Raw genomic sequence first — 21,014 nt, 5'->3', positions numbered from 1 at the left:
TTTATGAATGCTATAGAAATAAAAGGATTAAAGAAAAACTTAGGTGATTTCAATTTAAGTATAGATAATTTTGAGATAGAAAAAGGATTAATAACAGGGTTTGTAGGTAAGAATGGAGCAGGAAAGACTACTACTATAAATCTTATAATGGAATTTATAGAAAAAGACAGTGGAAGTATAAAGATATTTGACAGAGAGTTTAATGGAAAAGAATTAGATATAAAGGAAAAAATAGGATATGTTGGAGATAAATCAGGGTTTATGGCTGAAACAACATTAAAATCTATAAAAAGCAGTATATCTAGTTTCTACAGTAGTTGGGATGAGGATTTATACAAAAATCTGATGAATAGACTAGAGTTAACTGAAACAAAGACATACAAAGACTGCTCAAAAGGGCAGCAGAAAAAGTTTGAGATTGTTATGGCACTATCTCACAGGCCAGAAATTCTTATAATGGACGAGCCAACTGCAAACTTAGATCCTGTTGTCAGAGATGATGTTATGGATATAATACAGGAGATGATGGAGCAATATGAACTTACAGTATTCTATTCAACTCATATAACATCAGATTTAGAAGATATATGCGATAGTATAGCATTTATCGAGGACGGAAAGATTTTCTTAAAAGGATATAGAGAAGACGTAATAGAATCTCATAAAATTGTCAAAGGAAGATTAGATTTATTAAATGAAGAAACAAAGAAATATTTTGTTAGTATAAATAAGAATGATTTTGGATTTGAAGGTCTTACTAATGATTACAACGGATTGTTTGAATTATTAGGAGAAGAAGCAGTTTACTCAAGACCAAAGATAGAAGAGATTTTAAAATTCTATATAAGGGGGTAAGGACATGAGAAATATTATAAATCTTACTAAGATGAGTTTAAAAAACTTAAATGCAATTAAAAAGTTTGCAATGATAAGTATTTTTGCGGTTGTGGTAGCAGGTTTCTTTGTAAGTGAAGGAACTAAGAAGATGAACGGAGCAGATGCAAACAGCGTATACTTATTAATGATAATAAATCTTATGGCATATATTTTTACATATATGGTTATGGCATATGAAGAAATGAGCAATATAGATATTTTGATTGGATACCTTCCAGTTGAAAAGAAGGAATATATAAAATCTAGATATCTACTTGGACTTGCAGGTGTTCTATTAGGCGTTGTTCTATTCTTTGTGGTAATCTTTGCAAGAAATATTGCTAAGACAGGTAGTGTAGTAGGAACTATGGGAATAAATGGAATACTTGAATTAGCAGGAATGGGTATATTCTGTGCGATACTTACAATTTCAATAATAATCCCTTCTCATATAGGTTTTGGAGGGATTAAGGGAAGATTAATAGCTATAATAGGGTTTATGGCACCTATGTTTGCTGGGGCTGCGATTGCTAATGTAAGTGATTTTGCTAGTCTTAATGTTGTTCCTTTCTCTGTAGCACTTGTAATTGGATCTGTAGCGTTACTTTTAGAATCATATACAATTGCAATGGCTGCATATAAAAGAAAAAGAATAGTATAGAAATAATTGTGATTACTCACTTAAAAAGGCCATTGCATTAATTGCAATAGCCTTTTTTTCTCTAAATCATCTATTTATCTCTTAAATATTTACATTTATTAAATTATATATTGTCAAAAATTATTTTTCGTCAGCTAAAACATTTCCATCAAATACTTTAGTTGGGTAAGATTTTTTCTTCATATGGAAGAATAAAATTATAAGTAGATTAGTTACAATTAAAATTCCCATAAGAACAGCAACCTGAGCTGTTACGTCGCCTCTTATAGATATTAACTGTCTTAAACCACTTACTGTATAAGTCATAGGAAGATATGGACTTATACCCATAAAGAATTTGTTTGAAAGCTGTATAGCATAAGTACCTGCAGAACCACCTAGCTGTAAAATCATGAAGATTAACATTAAGAAGGCTCCTATTTTTCCTAGCAGTAAGTTGAATAATGTAACGAGTGACGTGAAGGTCAAGGACGTTAATATCAAGAATGCTAGTGTTTTAGCAGGGTAAAGTGGTTTTAATCCAAGCATACCTGTTAATGCAAAGAATACTATTGAAGCTGATAACACAGCTACAAGTCCTAATACAGACATTTTACTTGCCCACCATGCAATTCCTGAAGATGGTCTCTTCTTAGGATTGAATGTATCGTAAAGCATGTTGATTGTTATAGGAGCTATGAATAATGCAACTGATAGCATGTAAGGAGCCATAGCAGTACCGTTGTTAGGTACTTTATCAACATCAGTATGGCTAATCTTAACAGGTCTTGCTATTGCATTTGCAGCGCTATCTCCAGTATTAGTATCTTTTATTTTATCTGCACCTGATTTTAATGAATCAGTAAGAGTTACTAATCCATCTTTAACCTGATGAAGAGCATCGTCTAATTTATTACTTCCTGCAGCTAACTGTCCACTACCAGATGATATCCGTAGAGCACCGTCTTTTAACTGTCCTGCACCAGAAGTAAGTTTTGGTCCATTTGCAGCAAGTTTTGAAGTACCTCCAGCAAGTGCAGCAGAACCGCTTGATAATCTTGATATACCACTTGAAAGTGTTGGAACAGCAGCTGATAATTCTTTACCACCATTTGCTACTTGCTGAGCACCTGCATTTAAAAGAGGTGCATTAGCAGCTAATTGACCTGTACCATTTACTAACTGTGCGCTTCCGTCTGATAATGCTTTTATTGAGCTAGAAAGAACAGGCATATTTGCAGCAAGCTGTGAAGTACCATTTGCAATAGCTGCAGAACCTGGAGCTGCAGAAGTTCCTATAGTATAAAGTCCATTTATAGAACTTATTATACCTGGAGTAGCTGTAGCGCTCCGAGATTTAAGCTGAGTTGTAGCTTCTTTTAATGCTTCTAAACCTGCAAGAGAACTAGAAGAACCGCCACTTAATGCTTTTAAACCTTCACTTACAGAAGCTAAATTAGACTGAGCATCTTCAAGTGCTGATATTACTGAAGAATCTACAGAACCAGAACTGCTTGTTCCGGAAGAAATATTACTTGCTTCAGATAAAGTTTCTCCACCACTACTTTTAACAGCAGATCTTATAGCAGATTTCTGTTCATCTGTAAGTTCAACACCACTTGACTCTGCTGCAGAAATAGCTGCTTCTGCATGAGCATCTGTATCAGAGTTGTAAGCTGATTTTATATCAGATGAAGAAGCTCCAGAGCTTGAAGAATCTCCACTAGAACCAGAAAGACCACTTTTGATTGTAGCTAAATCTTTTCCTATTGATTCAAGTGATTTTTTTATGCCTGATACATCAGTAGTAGTTGAACCAGAAGGTAAATTATTTAAAGCATTATTAACTTGAGTAAGATAATCATCAACGCTATTTACATAAGTTATCATTCCGTTTTTCTGAGACTCAGTCATTGAACCTGCACTCTGTAGTCCTGATGCAAGCTGCTGAGCACCGTTGTTTAATTCAGCAGTCTGTGCTGGAAGATTTGCAGTTTTTTCATTTAACTGATTAAGTCCAGAATTTAACTGTTTAGCACCATTGTCTAACTGTGTGATACCTGCTACGAACTGCATAACACCGTCACCAAGTTTTGTAGCACCATTAGAAAGTGCTTCAACTCCTTGTGCTAATACTGGAACTTTTTCAGCTAAAGTCTGAATACCATTGTTAAGCTGATTTGCACCATTGTTTAACTCAACAGCACCAGCAACATATTGGTCTAAACCTACTGATAAAGTTTCAGCACCATTTGCGAAAGTTATAGAGCTTTTAGCAAGTTTATCAAGATTAGTAGTGATAGTTTTATTACCTTCTATAATCTTGTCGTTACCATCTTTTAATTTGCCACTTCCATCTGCAGCAGTAGTCATTCCTTCGCCGACCTTTTCAAACTGTTCTAAAGCTGCTGTAACGTACATATCTGTTATCTGAGAAGATAGCTGAGTTTTCATTTCAGTTATTGCAGAATCAGACATTCTTGCTGCTATGAAGTTTCTTCCTTCAGTTGTCTGATAATCTATAGTTACTTTTTTAGGATTATCAGATATAAGAGTAGATGCATTTTTAGAGAAATTTTCAGGTATTGTTACGACCATATAGTATTTACCATCTTTTATTCCATCGTTTGCATCATTTTCAGATACAAAATGGAAGTCCATACTTTTGTCTTCCTTTAGGTTATCTACTAATTCGTCGCCTACTTTCAAAGTTTTTCCCTCATATTCTACTGGTTTATCGTGATTTACTATGGCAACTGGAAGGTTATCCACTTTACCATATGGATCCCACATAGAACTTAAGAATATAATATTGTATAATGCCGGTATAAATGCAACCGCGATTAGTACAATAATTAGGAATTTGTTTTTGAAGATTGATTTCCATTCTTCTTTAAACACCTGTAATCATCCTCCTTGTATTTAGTTGTAAATTTATTAAATTCTTGCGAATATAATTGTTCATGAATATAGATTACGATTGTTGATACTAAAAGTCAAACGAAGAAAGGGTGAATAGAATATGAATTGGACAAATCCTAAAAATGAACAAAGTTATTGAAATTTCAATGTTTATTAAAAATCAAAAGAATATCGATATCAATTAATAAAAAGTGATACTTAATAGTAAAAGAGCATTATAATAAATTTATGCTAAAAAGAAATGGCTTAATTTTGGGAATTGTAGGGTATGCCCCAAAAAAATAGCATCTTGAATTTAATATGAATAAAAAATGAAGTAAAATCAGAAAAAAACTTCTTTATACAAGATAAAAAAACGAAAATATTTATAAAAATTATATTTTAGAGTATAAAAATTTATAAAAAAAGAAGCTAAACGAAATAAAATCCAATTTAGCTTCTTTAATATTTAATATCTATAAACTCTACACAAAGTAGGGTATCTTAGTTAAAAATATACAATTATATAGCTCTAGTGTATTTTTCTAACCAAGCTTTTTCTTCATCGTTAAGGAATGGAGATACTTTTTCAAATACTTCTTTGTGGTAGTTGTTAAGAAGTTCTTTGTCATGAGCTGTCATTATTGATGTATCTATAGCATCAAGGTCAAATGGTACGAATGTTATTGATTCAAAATGCATGAACTGTCCGTATTCGTTTTTAGTTCCTTCGCAGCATAATAATTCATTTTCTAATCTTATACCAAATTCACCTTCGAAGTATATACCTGGTTCATTAGTTATTATCATACCTTTTTCTAATGTATGGCTTTCATGAGGTCTGTAAGTCCATCTGAATCCAGCTGGTCCTTCGTGTATGTTTAGAAGGTATCCAACACCATGTCCAGTACCGTGGTTGAAGTTAAGGTCTCTATCCCAGAATGGTTTTCTAGTTAATATATCAAGAACCATACCAGTTGTTCCATGAAGGAATCTAGCTTCACCTAAGTGTAAGTTAGCTATAGCAACTAATGTGAAGAATTCTTTTGTTTTAGCTGGTATTTCACCTAAAGCATAAGTTCTAGTTATATCAGTTGATCCTTCCCAGAATCCAGCACCTGTATCTGTTAAGAATATATCTCCTTCTTTTAACTGAACATCAGTTTCTGGAGAAGATGTGTAGTGGCACATAGCAGCATGTGGTCCATAAGAGCTTATTGGTTCGAAACTTGGTCTTATGAAGTTACCCATTTCTTTTCTGAATTCATCAAGTTTGTCAGAAGCGCTCATTTCAGTTATAACTTCTTTATTAACATTTTCTTTAACCCATTTCATGAATCTAACGTGAGCAACAGAGTCTTTTAAGTTTGCTTTTTTCATGTTTTCAACTTCTACGTCATTTTTCATAGCTTTAAATATTATTTCTGGGTTAGAAGCAGCTACTTTTTTGCATCCAGCTGGAAGATTGTTATATAAAGAATAGTTTAATTTAGCTGGGTCTATTAATAATACTTCTTTTTCGTCTATAGATTTAACATCTTCGTATATATCATTGTATGGTCTTATTTCTATACCATCAGCTGCAAAATGAGCTTTTATTTCATCAGATAATTTAGCTTCATTTATGTATAGTATAACTTTATCCATTTCTATTACTGCATAAGATAATACTAGTGGGAAGAAGTCTATATCGTCTCCACGCATATTTAATGTCCAGCATATATCATCTAATGTAGTAAGTATATGAACAGTAGCTCCTGCTTTTTTCATTTCTTCTCTTATTCTTGATAATTTAGAAGCAACTGTTTCTCCAGTATATTCAACACCTAGTTCAAAAACTGGTTTTTCAGAAAGAGCTGGTCTATCTGTCCATACTTTATCTATTAAATCGTATTCGTAAACTATTGATCCATTTTTAGCATTAACTATAGCTTCATAGCCTTCACCCTCACCAGTAGCTACAACTCTACCATCGAATCCTAAAACACCATTTTCAGGAAGTGCACTTTCAAGGTATTCATTTAAAGTAGGGAATCCTGGTTCACCCATTTTCATTAGTTCTACACCAGTTCCTTCTATCTGTTTTGCTGCCTGTATGAAGTATCTACCATCTGTCCATAATCTAGCTTCATCAGCTGTTATAACAGCAGTACCAGCACTACCTGAGAATCCTGTTATAAATTTTCTAGCTTTGAAGTGTTCACCAACATATTCACTCTGATGGAAATCTGCTGTAGGAACAACATAAGCATCGATATTTTTTTCTTTCATTAGAACACGAAGTTCTGCAATTCTTTCTGATATTTTCATTATAAAAATTCCTCCTTAAGAAAAAGTTTCCCTAAAAACAATTATAACACATATTTTTTAAAGTGATAGACTGTTTAGCAAAAAATAAATAAAATTTAAACAATCTTTTGTAGATATAAAAACTAATTTATAATTGAAAATTCTTAGAAAATTAAGTAGAGGTTAAAAAATTGTAATAAAAAAATTTATAATAAAATCACTTTACAAGATACATTTTTTAAGTAATGTGAATATTTTTGCGAATAATAATAAAATATTTCAAAAAAGGACGAATAATAGAAGAGGAATAATATTGACAAAGGATAAAAAATAAAATAAAATAATTAAATGTGGAGAAACGAAATTAAATAAAAATTAATAATGTAATCATATAATTTTGACAATATGGGTCATAAGTTTCTACCAGCCACCGTAAAAGGGCTGACTATGATACTGAATTAAGTACTCCAGATTATATGACGACATGCAGGATAGCTATGTCGTTTTTTTAAAATTTAATAGGAGGTGTTGTTTATAATGAAGACAACAGAACAGGTAAATAGTCCATTAACTAGACTGTTTCCACTTTTCAGTAACAGACCTGTAAATATGAAGAGAGAAATATTAGCCGGTGTTACTACATTCTTAACGATGGCGTATATAATAGCTGTCAACCCTAATATACTATCTGCGACAGGAATGCCTGCAGGAGCATTAGTTACAGCAACTTGTTTATCAGCAGCTTTAGGATGTTTCTTAATGGGACTTTTAGCTGACTTACCATTTGCACTAGCATCAGGAATGGGATTAAATGCATTCTTTGCATTCACAGTAGTTATAGGAATGAAAGTTCCTTGGCAGGTAGCTTTAACAGCTGTATTTGCAGAAGGTATCATATTTATAATATTAACTTTATTTAAAGTTAGAGAAGCAGTAGTAAATTCTATACCAACAAACATGAAATTAGCAGTTACAGGTGGTATAGGTTTATTCATAGCAATGATAGGTTTATCAGGTAGTGGTATAATAGTTGCCAATGAATCTACAATGGTTGCTTTAGGAGAATTTACTCCAGCAGCTATAGTTGCTTGTGTTGGTTTAGTGCTTATAGCAGTTCTTGATAAAAGAGGTGTTAAAGGTTCAATACTTATAGGAATAGTTGTAAGTTCACTTTTAGCTTGGGGATATGCAATGATGAACCCTGCACATGCACGGGAATTAGGAATATATCTTCCAACAGGAATATTCAAATTTGAAAGTATGGCTCCAATAGCAGGAAAAGTAGATTTCAGCTATATGACTCATCCTGCTAATATAGGATCATTCATAGGAATAGTTTGTACATTCTTATTCGTTGACTTCTTCGATACAGTTGGTACATTAGTAGGTGTTTCTTCAAAAGCTGGTATGCTTGATGAAGAAGGTAATGTTCCAAATGCAGGTAGAGCATTATTAGCTGACTCACTTGCTACAACAGCAGGGGCTTTAATGGGTGTTTCTACAGTTACTACATTCGTTGAAAGTTCAACAGGTGTACTTGAAGGAGGAAGAACTGGATGGACAGCTATAACAGCTGGTGTATTATTCCTAGTAGCAATGTTCTTCTCACCAATATTTATAGCTATACCAAGCTGTGCAACTGCACCAGCTTTAATATATGTTGGATACTTAATGTTATCTTCAGTAGTTGATATAGATTTCAGCGATATAACTGAAGGTTTACCAGCATTCATAACAATAGCAGGTATGCCATTAACTTACAGTATAGGTGATGGTTTAACATTAGGTGTTTTATCATACGTTTTAGTAAACGTAGTATACAACTTAATAGCTAAAAAAGAGGAAAGAAAGAAAATATCTGTTGTAGTAATAATATTAGCAATATTATTCGCGCTTAAACTGATATTTATGTAATAATTAGATAAATAATGATAATTTAGGACTATCGTGTTAAGAACTTTTAATGCGATGGTCCTTTTTTAATGCTTTATAAAAAATATGTATGATTATTAGATGAATTTTTGATAACTTTTAGAAAATCTTAAGTAAAATAAAATATAATAGTAATAGTAGAAGTAATAAAATTGAATAAAATGTTTTCAAAAGCAGTTTAAAAATGTATACTAATATATTGTGGGACTAAATAAAGGGGACTAAAGGTTATGAGAAAATTGACAAGCAAAGAAAAGAAGATAGCACAGTACGGATTTCTTCTGTTCTTAATTGGATTTACATTGTATATAATATCTACAACGGTCGATTATAGGAGAATACCGGATGTAATTGCGTTTGTAGATAAGAAATTCTTATTTATGGGAATGGGATTAGTTGTAATTTATATAATTTTAGAAACGGCTGTTTTTCAAGCTATTATAAACTCAGTAGAAAAAGATAAAAAGAAGAGGACTATAGGTCTTCAGATGGGAACAATGGGACTTTATTACAATCTAGTTACACCATTTGCATCAGGAAGCCAACCTATGCAGATTTACGTTATGAATAGATATGGAATTGGGCTTAGTAAAGCAGTTGCGATAGTTACTAATAAAACTGTATTATTCCAGACAGTTGTTACTATAATATGTGGTGTTATAATATTCTTAAACAAGGCGATGATTGTATCTAAGTATAGACATATAATAATGCTTTTAGCTATAGGTATGGTAATGAACTTAGTTACCATACTTGGCGGACTTATGATAGTACTTAGTCCTAAGTTTATGAAGAAATTTGCCGATATAGTAATAAACGGACTTGGACGATTTAGAGTATTTAGATTTTTAAGAGGAAAGAATGAAAGATGCTATAATTACATCGACGAATTTAATAAGTCTATATTAATGTATATAACAGACGTTAAATCCTTGATGATTACGTTGATTTTAACGTTTTTACAACTTTTTATATACTTCAGTATAGTTTTCTGTATATATAAGGCATCAAAACTGGCTGGAGCTAGTTTTTACCTGTTATTCTCATTACAGGTATTGATTTATATGACAATATCACCTATACCTACTCCAGGTAATGTAGGGGCTAATGAGCTTACATTCTTTGGTATATTTAGAGGGGTATTCCCTAAAAAATATATAGGATATGCTGTTATTATGTATAGCTTTTTAGTATACTACTTTATATTATTACTATGTGGAGTATGTACGTGGATTTCTCATTATTATATGAATAAGCTTGAAAGTCAAGGAAAACTAGAGAAAATTAGCAACGAGGACGATACTTACCCTAGATAAAAAATAATAGAGGATAAATTTTAAAAGGTTATTTTTGGAGGAAAAAAGATGGAAGGAAAAATATCAAAAGCGATAGGAATATCTGAAAAAGGAATTGAGCTTGTGGATAAGATTTCAAAAATGGACATAAGCCATACATTTATAGAAAAAATAGATAAAAATAAGGATGTAGATAAGGATTTTGTAAGAAAGCTTCTTGATGAAATAGAAATACTTTATCTTGTATTTGATTCTACAGACAAAAGAGCTGTTGAAATAGTTAAGGCTATAGGATTTATGGCTGCTGAGAGAAAAACTCTTTGCATAGGATTTGATTTTTCAACAGATAAACCTATAAAAATAGAAGAAATAGATAGATATATACAAGTAGAAGAAGATAAGTTATCTGAAGTGGCAGATCTTATGGACATGATGGCAGAATCTATAACAGAGGAGCCAATTCTTAATTTAGATATAACAGATTTAAGAGATATAATGATAACAGACAAAGATATAAAATACATCTGCACTCAGATAGAATATGGAACCGAGTCAAAATCAGCTGTTGAAAAAATAATGGAAGATATAGAAAGTACAGGAGACGAATTTATATCTAAAAAATGTATAATGATACTTGAAGGCGATGAAAGAGTTACGTTTGAATATATTTCTGAGTTAATGCTAGAATTTGAAGAGAGATGTACTGGAGATAAGAGCTCAGTAATATTTGCAAACTTAGTTAAACCAGAGTCTAAAAATGTAAAAGTATGTGTGTTATTCAACTAAGAAGAATTATAACCAGATTGTAAAGCAGTTACTAAAGTTTTAGTAGCTGCTTTTTTGTTAAATGAATTTGTTGACTGAAAGTGAAATATAAGATATCATATAAGGGATTGTGTTGATTAGAATTATTTAAAGTTAAAACGAAAATAATAAATTTAGCAAATATAAAAATCAAAATAGAAAGGAATAAAAATTTATGTTACAGGTAACGAATGTCGGACTTAGATTTGGCGATAAAGAACTATACAAAGATGTAAACCTTAAGTTTACAAAAGGAAACTGCTACGGAATAATAGGAGCTAACGGAGCTGGTAAATCTACATTCTTAAAGATATTATCAGGAGAAATAGAGCCTAATACAGGTAGCGTTTCAATAACAGAAAAAGAAAGAATGTCAGTACTTAAACAGGACCACTTCGAATACGAAGAAGAAGAAGTACTAAACGTAGTAATAAGAGGTCATGAAAGACTTTGGAATATAATGAAAGAAAAAGACGCTTTATATATGAAAGAAGACTTCACAGAAGAAGATGGTATAAAAGCAGCAGATCTTGAAGCAGAATTTGCAGAGTTAAATGGATGGGATGCTGAAACTAATGCAGAAAAAATCCTTATGGGACTTAGCATAGAAAAAGATATGCACCACAAACTAATGAAAGAGCTTACAGGTGCGGAAAAGGTTAAGGTTCTTCTTGCTCAGGCATTATTTGGTGAACCAGAAATACTATTACTTGACGAGCCTACCAACCACCTTGATTTCCAGTCAATAAGCTGGTTAAACAACTTCATAATGGATTTAGAAAACTCTATAGTAATAGTTGTATCACACGATAGACATTTCCTAAACCAGATATGTACAAATATAGTAGATGTAGACTTCGGTAAAATACAGATGTACGTTGGTAACTACGACTTCTGGTATGAATCAAGTCAGTTAGCATTACAGCTACAGAAAGACCAGAACAAAAAAATGGAAGAAAAAATAGCTCAGTTAAAAGAGTTCATAGCGAGATTCAGTTCAAATGCGTCTAAAGCTAAACAGGCTACTTCAAGAAAGAAACAGTTAGATAAATTACAGGTTGAAGATATAAAACCTTCAAGTAGAAGATATCCATACGTTGGATTTACTCCAGCTAGAGAAATAGGTAATGAAGTGCTTGAAGTTCATAACCTAACTAAAACTATAGATGGTGTAAAAGTTCTTGATGATGTATCATTCAGACTTGAAAACGACGAAAAAATAGTATTCATGGGTGACGAAATAGCTACTACTACATTATTCAACATAATAATGGGTGAAATGGAGCCAGACAGTGGTTCATACAAATGGGGAGTAACTACTACTCAGGATTATCTTCCTAAAAACCACAATAAATTCTTCGATGGCTGCGAATACTCACTAGTTGACTGGTTAAGACAGTTCTCAGAAGAAAAAAGTGAAAGTTTCGTAAGAGGATTCTTAGGAAGAATGTTATTCTCTGGAGATGAAGCTCTAAAAGAAGCTAAAGTATTATCAGGAGGGGAAAAAGTTAGATGTATGTTCTCTAAAATGATGCTTTCTAACGCCAATGTACTTGTTTTAGACGATCCAACTAACCACCTTGACCTAGAATCTATAACATCTGTCAACCAGGGACTTGAAAAATTCCCAGGAGTAATACTATTTACTTCTCATGACCATCAGATGATAGAAACATTAGCTAACAGAATAATAGAAATAACTCCTGGTGGAATAATGGATAGAAAAATGGAATTCGATGAATATATAGAAAACAAAGAAATCCAGACTAAATTAAAAGAAATGTATGGAGAAGCTAAATAAGTAGTATATATTTAATAGATAAAAGTGTGTTAAAGTAATGATTTAATGTTAAAAAAACGATTTTATGTTATACTAGTAATGTCAGTTGTATTTTCAAAATGAAAATATTTAACTAAATTCCAATTATAAACCGGAATACAGACAAGGTTAATTTAAGTGAAGTAGTTCACGGGCAAAATTTTAAATGGAAAAGGGGTAGTTAACATGGCCAAAATCGTTATCAAAAACGAAATCTTAGAAATGATGCTTTACATTTGGGATTCAGTGCATCAGAAAGAAAAAATAGCGGATTCATTCTTCTTAGAAATAGCAGATAATCCAAATATGAAATATTTATATGATGAAGAATTCACAGCTGAATCTGTAAGAAAAGTACTTTCTGCAATATCAAACAGAGAATTATTAAACAAACCTACTAAAAAAGAAAGTAGATTCTGGAGTAAAAACATGTGGATGCTTGAAGATTTAGGATTCACAAATATGATGGTAGAACCAGTTAAACAGCTTAACTTAACTGACTTAGAAGACAAGCTACCAAAAGACGAATACGAAGTAGTATTTATACCAGGACATATGGACGAATACTATATAGATGGAAACAAATTAGTGATAAACTTCTTCAATATAGTAATAGACTTCTTTGGCGATGGACCAGCTACAATAGCTGATAAACCAATAAAAGAATACATAGAAGAAAAACTTCTTAGTATGTAATTAGATAAATATTAGATATTATAATACCTATTTGTATAAAAGTTTAATGACTTTTACTCAGATAGGTATTTTTTTATTGGGAAGTGAATTATATACAAACTAGTATTTTAAATAAAAATATGATAATATTTATTATAAGGAGAATATTCAAAAGAAAAAGGTGAGGACTATGGGAAAATTTATATGAGAACAAAATATATTAAAGAAATGAAAATGAATATTCCGCATAGTATCAATATTGCAAATGCAATGTATGGATTTAGAGAAATTTCTGCGAGATGGAGTCAGATTTTAGGTTCAGAAAATGATGATGAGGAACCAATGTTAGAGGTTGGTATATATATAATAAATCAATCTGAAATAAAAAGTATAGAGACTTTAGAGTAGTTTAAAAAGTATATTTTAGGAGATGAGATTATGGGATTAAGTTTTAGAAAAACTATAAATTTAGGGAAACATGTAAAAGTAAATTTAAGTAAGACGGGTGTAAGTGCTTCAGTAAAAGTCGGGAACGTAACTTACAACACAAAAAGAGGTATTTCTGCAAATTTAGGAAATGGTGTGACATATAGGAGCAATAAAAAGTATAAGAAGAAGAAAAAATAATCATTGTGAGGTGATTAAATAGAAAAAATAGAAATATTTGAGGATCTTATAGATGATGAAATCCAGGAAGTGGATGAGTTTGATGAGCGGTATTTAGATGATATAGACTATTACGAGGATAATGGAGCTGATGGAGTATATATTAACAATACTTATTATAGCTATGATGAGTATGAAAATCTAAGCTATGACGATGAAAGTGACTATGGTCAATGGAGTGATGATTATATTGACGATTACTATGATTATTATGATGATAAATATTACAAATCAAAATACCAGAGTACAGTTAGCAATAAGACAATAAAAAACCTTGATGAGGGTGATAAAGAATATGTTAAAAAAGAACCATTAGTGATAACAGATGTAAGTAAAATAACTGCTAAAAAATTACCTAGATTAACTATAGAATACAAACAAGACACCAGATCTTTATTAACTTCTAAAGAAGAAAAAGAAAAAAAGACAGCAAAAGTATATTATGCTGTTAGAAATGGAAAGAAGGTAGGTGTGTATGAGTCTTTAGAAGAAGCTAAAAATCAGGTAAAGGGTGTATCTAGATCAGAATGGAAAAAATTTAAAAACTTGGAAGATGCCAATAAATATATTGAAGAAGGAAAATTCTATAAAGGAAAGTGTTATGTCGTTGTAAGAGGAAGAAAACCAGGTATATACAAAAATTATGAATTAGCAAGAGAGCAGACTGACGGATATTCTAGCGCATATATGAAAAAATTTAGTAGCTTAGAAAAAGCAAAAGAATATATAAACGAAAACAAAGAGTTAAGTGATTTAAAATATATAGATTTTGTAAATGATGAAAAAATATTAAAAATATACACAGATGGATCATACTGCGAGGCTACGAAAAAATACGGTGCAGCATTTGTAGTTATTGAAAACGATAAAGAGATATATAGATATTCTTATGCGGAAAGAGATATAACGGGTAAAAAGAATATATCGGGAGAACTTGTAGCAGCTATGAGAGCGCTTGAATGGGTATTTATTACGAAATATTCTGATGATATTGAAATTAATCACGATTTATCTTTTATTAAAGACATATGTACGAATAAAATAAACCCTAAGATAGACTATGGAAAAATCTTAAAGCAATTGTACAATATGTGTATTAAAGATGGAATTGCTGTTAAATTTAATGAGATAGAATCGCATAGTGGAAATTATTGGAATAATTTTGTGGATAAATTGGCTAAAAAAGTGGCTAAAGTAGAAGATGAAGATGAGATGCTATTCTTTAAAAATATAGAAAAAATAAAATGCATACCTGTGATAATGAAAACATCGCTAAAAATATAATAGAAAATAGACAAAAAGCTAGAAACAAGAAAAAACTACTGGATAAAAGAATAAAACCTATTTGCGTATCTACCCCAATTGGATTTTTAGATAGAGTAAAAAATATATTTAATAAAAAAAGATAAGTTTTTATCTAATGAAAAAAATAAATAAAATAATGTTATAATAAAAAGGGATTAAAGATTTTTAGGTGGAGGTTTAAAAATGGAAACAGTAGAATTTCAAAATTTAAGCGAAAAAGATCAGGTGTTAGAAATAATACATACAATAAATTCTAATGATATGGTTAATGTTCTAACTTATAATACACTAACAGGAATATCTATGTCTATACTAGAATTCATCGCTACAGAAGGGGATACTATTATGAATGCGATACTTCAAGACGATAGAGTAGCTACTATAGATTATTCAAAAGTAGAAGGATTTTCTATGGATGAGGAAACGGTATTATTAGCTGAAAGAGAGAATATAGTTATTTTTACAAAGAAATCAGACTTGAATTCAACAGATATTCAAACTATATTAAGTGGATTGACTGAATAATTATGAAAGATTTTAATAGTAATAAAGTATATAATTAATACTATAGATGGAAATTTGATATTTAAAAATCTATCTATAGTTGTCTATAATACGATAGATTTTAACGATTGGACTATTATGAATTAAAAGTGTATTATTAAATTAACAAGTACAAAGTATGTTCATAATAGTCCTCGTAACTCCACATTATGGGGATTGAGTATGATTTATAATAGTTCTAATTTTTCTGGCAGTCTTGGTACTGCTTATTTTTTTACCTTTTTTGTGTGAATATATGAAGAAATTTACACCAAATATATATGAAAAAAGATTATGGAGGAGAGTAAGAAATAAAAATGAGAGTTGAATTAACAGATAAACAATTAGAAAGACTTGAATGGTTAAGAAATCACACCTATGTGGATTTAGAAGTAGATGAATTAAAACCTAATGAAGATTTAACAGAAGAAGAAATGAAATTATTTAAAAAATATGAAAAAGAGCTAGAAGAAGAGAGAATAGCAATAGAGTGTGACAGAGACGGAAGATATTAAAAGCATTTTAACAGAGCATTGTTAAGGTGCTTTTTTTATGATTATTTCTAGAAAGTTAAACAACATATTTGCATATTTTTGCAAAAACACATATTAAATTATTAAATTTTGTCTGCAATGATGTAAAACTAAGTAAGCAAGTCGAAGCAACGCTAAAAAATCTGAAATAACTAACTAATCTAAGAGCAGAGATTGCAAATAGGGGTAAGGAAAAAATTCTTGATAAAAATATATTTGAGTGATAAAATAATTTTAGTCTTTAATGATTAAAATAAAAAACATAGGGTATAATATAAACATAAATAAAACTCTTATAAAAAATATTAAAACTTAGGAGGAAAAATCATGATAGAAAAATTTAAACCAAAAGCAAGTAAAAGAACATTATTCTTCATAGCTGGAGCAGTTTGGGCTATAGCAGGATTTAATATATTAAAAATAGCAGCAGAGGAATTCGCTGTAATGAGTAGCCTTAAAGAAGTAGCTATAATACTTGGGCTTATAGGATTTACAATATTCTTCTCAAAAGTATTTTACAAAATGTTTAATAAACATTCTAAAAGAATAGTTAACATGGAAAATGAAGAACCTTGTTTATTCGCATTCTTTGATAAAAAAGGATATATGATAATGGCATTTATGATGACTATGGGTATATCATTAAGAGCGTTTAACCTTATAAGTGGAGTACCACTAGTTGTAATATACCTTGCAATAGGTCTTTCACTTTCAGTATCAGCAGCATCATTCTTACTTGCTGGAATAAACTATGAAAAAACAGTAGAAAAACATTTAGTTGCATAAAAAACGAAATAAAAAGGGATTATCACAGAAATTAAGTGTGATAATCCCTTTTTTTAGTCTTTGAAAAATTCTAAAAAGTTATATAAAATTTTTGCAGTTATACCCCAAATAACATAGTCCTTATATTTATAGAATAGAACCTGAGATTTTCCATTTTCAAACTTATAATTTTTCTCCCCAGGAATCAAATCAAAAGGAAGATTCTGATCTGGTAAAACCTGAACAGTATTAAAATATCTTTTAGGTTGATTTTCTAAAAGATAACTTAGAGGTACCATAAAAACATGGTCTACTTCATCCTTATTCAACTTTATATGTTCTATATTATCCAAATATCCAACAAATGGATGAATTATATATTTTACAGGTGTTATAAGTAAATCCAGTTCTGAAATTATTTTAATATCTTCAGGATAAGAGCCTATCTCTTCCTGAGTTTCTCTTATAGCTGCTTGTAGAGGAGTTTCACCTTCTTCTATGCCACCACCAGGGAAAGATATCTCAGATGGCCGGTGTTTAAGACTACTTGCTCTAACTTCAAATAGTATATGAATTTCTCCGTCCTTTCTAACTAGAGGAATAAAAACAGCAGATTTACGCATAAATTCAGCGCCATTTATATAGGGCTTATGATTTGTAAGTCTATCTAAAACTTTCTGTTTATTAAACATTTCAACGCTCCTTGTAGTGAAGTTATATACTTTTTATTATAGAATAAATTATATTAAAACTAAAGTAAATTTATCAAATTATAAAAATATATCTGATGTGTTTATACAGAGTTTATAAGGGGTAAAAATATTTTGTAATCTTTTATAGTTATACAATCGATTACTTAAAAAAATAAATCTTAATTTAGTATAAAGAATATTTGATTAAAAAAATTAGCGATAGTATAATATAATAGGTAGACAATATAAATTGAAAGGAATGATAATTATGGTAATAGCTGACGTAGCAGTAATGCCTCTACGCCCTTATGCAAATGAAGATCAGATGTATAAAATAGTAGATGCATGCATAGAGTTAGTAGAAAAAAGTGGATTAAAATATGAAATAGGTGCAATGAGTACTACTTTTGAAGGGGAATTCGATGAAGTATTCGAGCTTATTAAAAAAATGCACAAATTACCTTTTGAATTAAACTGTGAAAGAGTAATAACTGTAGCTAGAGTAGATGAAAAGGCTGGAGGTTTAACTATTGAGGACAAACTTAGAAACCACAGATAGTATAAAAAAAGCCTCTTATCCAATTATTACTTTTTTGGTTATAATAGCTGTTTGGCAATTTGCTGTGGTACAGTTTGATATACCACAGTACCTTTTACCAGCACCTACAGATATAATAGAAGTTTTCTTTACAGATTATGAAAACTTAATTAATCATAGTATTATTACGATATTTGAGTCTATATCTGGGTTTATGCTGGCTGTATTAATAGCACTTTTAATGGGAATATTGATGGATTTTGTAGATATTATTAGAAAATGTTTATATCCATTAATGCTTATAACACAGATGATACCTACAATAACAATAGCACCACTTCTTGTTATTTGGTTTGGATTTGGAATACTTCCAAAGACTTTAATGGTAATACTTACATGTTTTTTCCCAATACTGGTTAGCTTTGTAGATGGGCTGGAAAATGTGGATAAGGATTATTTAAACCTATTCAAGACGATGAATGCTAGTAAATTAGACACATTTATACATTTGAAGTTTCCTATGTCTATAGAAAAACTTTTCTCTGGACTTAAAATTTCTGCAACATACGCTGTTATGGCTGCAACTGTAGCTGAATGGTTAGGAGGAACTGTTGGACTTGGTGTATATATGGTTAGATCTAAAAAGGCTTATGCATTAGATAAAGTATTTGCATCTACAATACTTATAGTGATATTCAGTTTAATATTTGTTGGAGTAGTGCAAATTATAAGAAAAAAAGTTTTAAAAAATAGGAATGTTTAAGGAGATAATTTATGAAAATAAAAAAATATATATCGATAATCCTTGCTGGAGCCCTGATGCTTACAACTCTTTCGGGATGCTCTAAAAAAGAAGAAAAATCAGCAAATAAAGGAGAAAAAGTAACTGTAGTATTAGACTGGACTCCAAATACTAATCACACAGGACTTTATACTGCTTTAGAAAATGGATACTACAAAGATCAGGGACTAGATGTTGAAATAGTTCAGCCACCTGAAGGAGGAGCAGCGAGCTTAGTTGCATCAGGAAAAGCAGACTTTGGTATATCATATCAGGAAGAAGTTACATACGCTAAAACTTCTGATGATCCGCTTCCAATAAAAGCAATAGCAGCTGTAATTCAGCACAATTCATCAGGATTTGCATCACCAAAAGATAAAAATATAGAAACACCAAAAGATTTTGAAGGAAAAATCTATGGAGGATGGGGTTCTGAATCAGAAACAGCAGCTATAAAAGCGGTTATGGAAAAAACTGGAGCAGACTTTGATAAAGTTACAATAGCTGATATAGGACAGGATGACTTCTTTACAGCTACAACTAATAGCGTTGATTTTGCTTGGATATATGAAGGATGGGATGTTGTTCAGGCTAAATTAAAGAACTTTGATTTAAACTTTATACCACTTAATCAGTTCGATAAGAGATTAGACTATTACACTCCAGTAATAATATCTAATGAAACTTTATTAAATGATAATCCAGAACTTGCTAAGAAATTTATGAAAGCCACTACAGAAGGATATCAGTTCGCTATAGATAATCCAGAAGAAGCAGCGAAGATATTAGTTAAACACGCTCCAGAAATAGATGAAGAATTAGCTATAGAAAGTCAGAAATTCTTAGCATCAAAATATAAAGATGATGCACCTAGATGGGGAGAAATGAAGGATGAAGTTTGGAATAATTATACAGCATTCTTAAAAGAATACGGTTTAATAAATAAAGACTTAAAACCAGAAGATGCTTATACAAATGAATTCCTACCTCAGTAGATAATAAAATTACAGTAAGTAATAAAAAAGAAGAAATCGAGAGAATATGAATAGAGAAGATAATAAAATTAAAGAATTAAACTCAAAGATAAGAATTGAAAATATTAGCAAGTCATTTGATGGAGATAAGATAATCGACAATATTTCTATTAATGTCGAGGAAGGCGAACTTGTATCAATACTAGGTCCAAGTGGATGTGGTAAGAGCACAATTTTCAATATTATAGCAGGTCTGTTGAAACAGGATAGTGGAAAAGTTGATGTAAATGGAAAGCTTAGCTATATGTATCAGAAGGATCTTCTTCTTCCATACAAGACTATAATAGACAATGTTTCTTTGCCTCTTGTCCTTAGAAAAGAGAAGAAATCTGAAGCCAGAGAAGAGGTCAGACAGTATTTTAAGGTGTTTGGTCTTGAGGGATACGAAGATAAGTATCCTAAAGAATTATCTGGAGGTATGAGACAGAGGGCTAATTTTATGAGAACTTATGTAAATTCAAATGATATTATGTTGTTAGATGAGCCATTTGGAGCATTGGATTCGATTACAAAGTCTTCTATGCAGAAGTGGTTGTTGGATATTAGGAAGAAAGTTAAGTCGACTATTTTATTGATTACGCACGATATTGAGGAGGCAATTTTGCTTTCTGATAGGATTTACGTTATTTCTAATAAGCCATCGAGTGTTAGTATGGAGATTGTTGTGGATCGAGATAGGATAGGGGATGTCGAGTATTCGTTTAAGTTGAAGAAAGATATTCTGGATGTTTTACATGTGTAGGTAATGAAAATTTAATAAAATAATTTGTTTTATTGATATAAAGTTTAAAAGACTGATACGAAATGTATCAGTCTTTTTTATTCTTAAGGAAATTATAATAATTTAAAACTGTGGAAAACTTGTGTATAATAGTAATATGAATGTATTGAAAAAGCGAAAAGATGAAAAAATAATTAATAAAATA

At 30.8% G+C, this 21,014-nt stretch carries 20 protein-coding genes and 1 riboswitch; of the genes, 17 read left to right on the top strand and 3 right to left on the bottom strand.

Annotation, left to right across the window (positions count from 1 at the left end):
* The first annotated feature begins 3 nt into the window (after positions 1-3).
* A complete protein-coding gene (locus ACK2WN_RS08450; RefSeq protein ID WP_416155327.1) occupies positions 4-855 on the top strand; it encodes an ABC transporter ATP-binding protein in 852 nt (283 codons plus the stop codon).
* 4 nt (positions 856-859) lie between these two features.
* Positions 860-1,537 (top strand): ABC-2 transporter permease, encoded by a 678-nt coding sequence (locus ACK2WN_RS08445; RefSeq protein WP_416155326.1) that lies wholly within the window; start codon positions 860-862, stop codon positions 1,535-1,537.
* 120 nt (positions 1,538-1,657) lie between these two features.
* Here ACK2WN_RS08445 and ACK2WN_RS08440 read toward each other — a convergent pair whose 3' ends face one another.
* On the bottom strand, positions 1,658-4,417 hold the full coding sequence (locus ACK2WN_RS08440; protein WP_416155325.1) for a YhgE/Pip family protein: 2,760 nt from the start codon (positions 4,415-4,417) through the stop codon (positions 1,658-1,660).
* Positions 4,418-4,939: 522 nt separating this feature from the next.
* Positions 4,940-6,727 carry an aminopeptidase P family N-terminal domain-containing protein gene (locus ACK2WN_RS08435; RefSeq protein ID WP_300529081.1) on the bottom strand — a complete coding sequence of 596 codons (1,788 nt, stop codon included), beginning with the start codon at positions 6,725-6,727 and terminating at the stop codon, positions 4,940-4,942.
* Between the two features lie 346 nt (positions 6,728-7,073).
* Positions 7,074-7,174: riboswitch (purine riboswitch) on the top strand.
* A gap of 69 nt (positions 7,175-7,243) precedes the next feature.
* Here ACK2WN_RS08435 and ACK2WN_RS08430 point away from each other — a divergent pair.
* The 11 genes from ACK2WN_RS08430 (at position 7,244) to ACK2WN_RS08380 (ending at position 17,064) form a co-directional block, all read left to right on the top strand.
* Positions 7,244-8,620, top strand: a complete 1,377-nt coding sequence (locus ACK2WN_RS08430; protein ID WP_300529080.1) for an NCS2 family permease — start codon at positions 7,244-7,246, stop codon at positions 8,618-8,620.
* A 248-nt stretch (positions 8,621-8,868) separates the two neighbouring features.
* The gene (locus ACK2WN_RS08425) at positions 8,869-9,954 is read left to right on the top strand and encodes a lysylphosphatidylglycerol synthase transmembrane domain-containing protein (RefSeq protein ID WP_416155324.1); all 1,086 of its coding nucleotides are present in this window, start codon (positions 8,869-8,871) and stop codon (positions 9,952-9,954) included.
* 48 nt (positions 9,955-10,002) lie between these two features.
* Complete coding sequence (locus tag ACK2WN_RS08420; protein WP_300529076.1) at positions 10,003-10,719, top strand: hypothetical protein; 717 nt, start codon at positions 10,003-10,005, stop codon at positions 10,717-10,719.
* Between the two features lie 193 nt (positions 10,720-10,912).
* The gene (locus ACK2WN_RS08415; RefSeq protein ID WP_329999794.1) at positions 10,913-12,538 is read left to right on the top strand and encodes an ABC-F family ATP-binding cassette domain-containing protein; all 1,626 of its coding nucleotides are present in this window, start codon (positions 10,913-10,915) and stop codon (positions 12,536-12,538) included.
* Between the two features lie 204 nt (positions 12,539-12,742).
* Positions 12,743-13,252: a hypothetical protein gene (locus tag ACK2WN_RS08410; RefSeq protein WP_300529072.1), complete on the top strand. Its 510-nt coding sequence runs from the start codon at positions 12,743-12,745 to the stop codon at positions 13,250-13,252.
* A 183-nt stretch (positions 13,253-13,435) separates the two neighbouring features.
* A complete protein-coding gene (locus ACK2WN_RS08405; protein ID WP_416155323.1) occupies positions 13,436-13,639 on the top strand; it encodes a hypothetical protein in 204 nt (67 codons plus the stop codon).
* Between the two features lie 30 nt (positions 13,640-13,669).
* On the top strand, positions 13,670-13,858 hold the full coding sequence (locus tag ACK2WN_RS08400; protein WP_300529068.1) for a DUF4236 domain-containing protein: 189 nt from the start codon (positions 13,670-13,672) through the stop codon (positions 13,856-13,858).
* Between the two features lie 69 nt (positions 13,859-13,927).
* Positions 13,928-15,181 (top strand): viroplasmin family protein, encoded by a 1,254-nt coding sequence (locus tag ACK2WN_RS08395; RefSeq protein ID WP_416155322.1) that lies wholly within the window; start codon positions 13,928-13,930, stop codon positions 15,179-15,181.
* Between the two features lie 204 nt (positions 15,182-15,385).
* Entirely contained in the window at positions 15,386-15,727 is a 342-nt protein-coding gene (locus ACK2WN_RS08390) for a hypothetical protein (RefSeq protein WP_416155321.1), read from the top strand.
* 335 nt (positions 15,728-16,062) lie between these two features.
* A complete protein-coding gene (locus ACK2WN_RS08385) occupies positions 16,063-16,260 on the top strand; it encodes a hypothetical protein (RefSeq protein WP_329999093.1) in 198 nt (65 codons plus the stop codon).
* Positions 16,261-16,605: 345 nt separating this feature from the next.
* Complete coding sequence (locus tag ACK2WN_RS08380) at positions 16,606-17,064, top strand: hypothetical protein (RefSeq protein ID WP_416155320.1); 459 nt, start codon at positions 16,606-16,608, stop codon at positions 17,062-17,064.
* A gap of 53 nt (positions 17,065-17,117) precedes the next feature.
* On the opposite strand, the gene ACK2WN_RS08375 is transcribed toward ACK2WN_RS08380, so the two are convergent.
* Positions 17,118-17,735, bottom strand: a complete 618-nt coding sequence (locus tag ACK2WN_RS08375; RefSeq protein WP_300531007.1) for an NUDIX hydrolase — start codon at positions 17,733-17,735, stop codon at positions 17,118-17,120.
* 268 nt (positions 17,736-18,003) lie between these two features.
* On the opposite strand from ACK2WN_RS08375, the gene ACK2WN_RS08370 reads away from it, so the two are divergent.
* From ACK2WN_RS08370 to ACK2WN_RS08355, 4 genes are read left to right on the top strand one after another with little or no spacing between them, the layout of a single operon-like run.
* Positions 18,004-18,294 (top strand): MTH1187 family thiamine-binding protein, encoded by a 291-nt coding sequence (locus tag ACK2WN_RS08370; protein WP_118549148.1) that lies wholly within the window; start codon positions 18,004-18,006, stop codon positions 18,292-18,294.
* On the top strand, positions 18,266-19,036 hold the full coding sequence (locus ACK2WN_RS08365) for an ABC transporter permease (RefSeq protein ID WP_040410239.1): 771 nt from the start codon (positions 18,266-18,268) through the stop codon (positions 19,034-19,036). Before ACK2WN_RS08370 ends, ACK2WN_RS08365 begins: the two co-directional genes overlap by 29 nt.
* Positions 19,037-19,047: 11 nt before the next feature.
* On the top strand, positions 19,048-20,049 hold the full coding sequence (locus ACK2WN_RS08360) for an ABC transporter substrate-binding protein (protein WP_416155319.1): 1,002 nt from the start codon (positions 19,048-19,050) through the stop codon (positions 20,047-20,049).
* Between the two features lie 46 nt (positions 20,050-20,095).
* Entirely contained in the window at positions 20,096-20,830 is a 735-nt protein-coding gene (locus ACK2WN_RS08355) for an ABC transporter ATP-binding protein (protein ID WP_416155318.1), read from the top strand.
* The last annotated feature ends 184 nt before the right edge of the window (positions 20,831-21,014 follow it).

Origin of the sequence: Peptacetobacter sp. AB800 (genome assembly GCF_047807365.1) — a bacterium.
GTDB lineage: Bacteria > Bacillota > Clostridia > Peptostreptococcales > Peptostreptococcaceae > Peptacetobacter.
Note: the sequence above shows the minus strand (reverse complement) of the source record. Positions and strands in the feature narration are given on the sequence as shown.

Bases quoted from the DNA above. Each gene is read 5' to 3' on its own strand.
- ACK2WN_RS08450 (WP_416155327.1), top strand. From the start codon at position 4: ATGAATGCTATAGAAATAAAAGGATTAAAGAAAAACTTAGGTGATTTC.
- ACK2WN_RS08445 (WP_416155326.1), top strand. From the start codon at position 860: ATGAGAAATATTATAAATCTTACTAAGATGAGTTTAAAAAACTTAAAT.
- ACK2WN_RS08435 (WP_300529081.1), bottom strand. From the start codon at position 6,727: ATGAAAATATCAGAAAGAATTGCAGAACTTCGTGTTCTAATGAAAGAA.
- ACK2WN_RS08430 (WP_300529080.1), top strand. From the start codon at position 7,244: ATGAAGACAACAGAACAGGTAAATAGTCCATTAACTAGACTGTTTCCA.
- ACK2WN_RS08425 (WP_416155324.1), top strand. From the start codon at position 8,869: ATGAGAAAATTGACAAGCAAAGAAAAGAAGATAGCACAGTACGGATTT.
- ACK2WN_RS08420 (WP_300529076.1), top strand. From the start codon at position 10,003: ATGGAAGGAAAAATATCAAAAGCGATAGGAATATCTGAAAAAGGAATT.
- ACK2WN_RS08415 (WP_329999794.1), top strand. From the start codon at position 10,913: ATGTTACAGGTAACGAATGTCGGACTTAGATTTGGCGATAAAGAACTA.
- ACK2WN_RS08410 (WP_300529072.1), top strand. From the start codon at position 12,743: ATGGCCAAAATCGTTATCAAAAACGAAATCTTAGAAATGATGCTTTAC.
- ACK2WN_RS08405 (WP_416155323.1), top strand. From the start codon at position 13,436: ATGAGAACAAAATATATTAAAGAAATGAAAATGAATATTCCGCATAGT.
- ACK2WN_RS08400 (WP_300529068.1), top strand. From the start codon at position 13,670: ATGGGATTAAGTTTTAGAAAAACTATAAATTTAGGGAAACATGTAAAA.
- ACK2WN_RS08390 (WP_416155321.1), top strand. From the start codon at position 15,386: ATGGAAACAGTAGAATTTCAAAATTTAAGCGAAAAAGATCAGGTGTTA.
- ACK2WN_RS08385 (WP_329999093.1), top strand. From the start codon at position 16,063: ATGAGAGTTGAATTAACAGATAAACAATTAGAAAGACTTGAATGGTTA.
- ACK2WN_RS08380 (WP_416155320.1), top strand. From the start codon at position 16,606: ATGATAGAAAAATTTAAACCAAAAGCAAGTAAAAGAACATTATTCTTC.
- ACK2WN_RS08375 (WP_300531007.1), bottom strand. From the start codon at position 17,735: ATGTTTAATAAACAGAAAGTTTTAGATAGACTTACAAATCATAAGCCC.
- ACK2WN_RS08370 (WP_118549148.1), top strand. From the start codon at position 18,004: ATGGTAATAGCTGACGTAGCAGTAATGCCTCTACGCCCTTATGCAAAT.
- ACK2WN_RS08360 (WP_416155319.1), top strand. From the start codon at position 19,048: ATGAAAATAAAAAAATATATATCGATAATCCTTGCTGGAGCCCTGATG.
- ACK2WN_RS08355 (WP_416155318.1), top strand. From the start codon at position 20,096: ATGAATAGAGAAGATAATAAAATTAAAGAATTAAACTCAAAGATAAGA.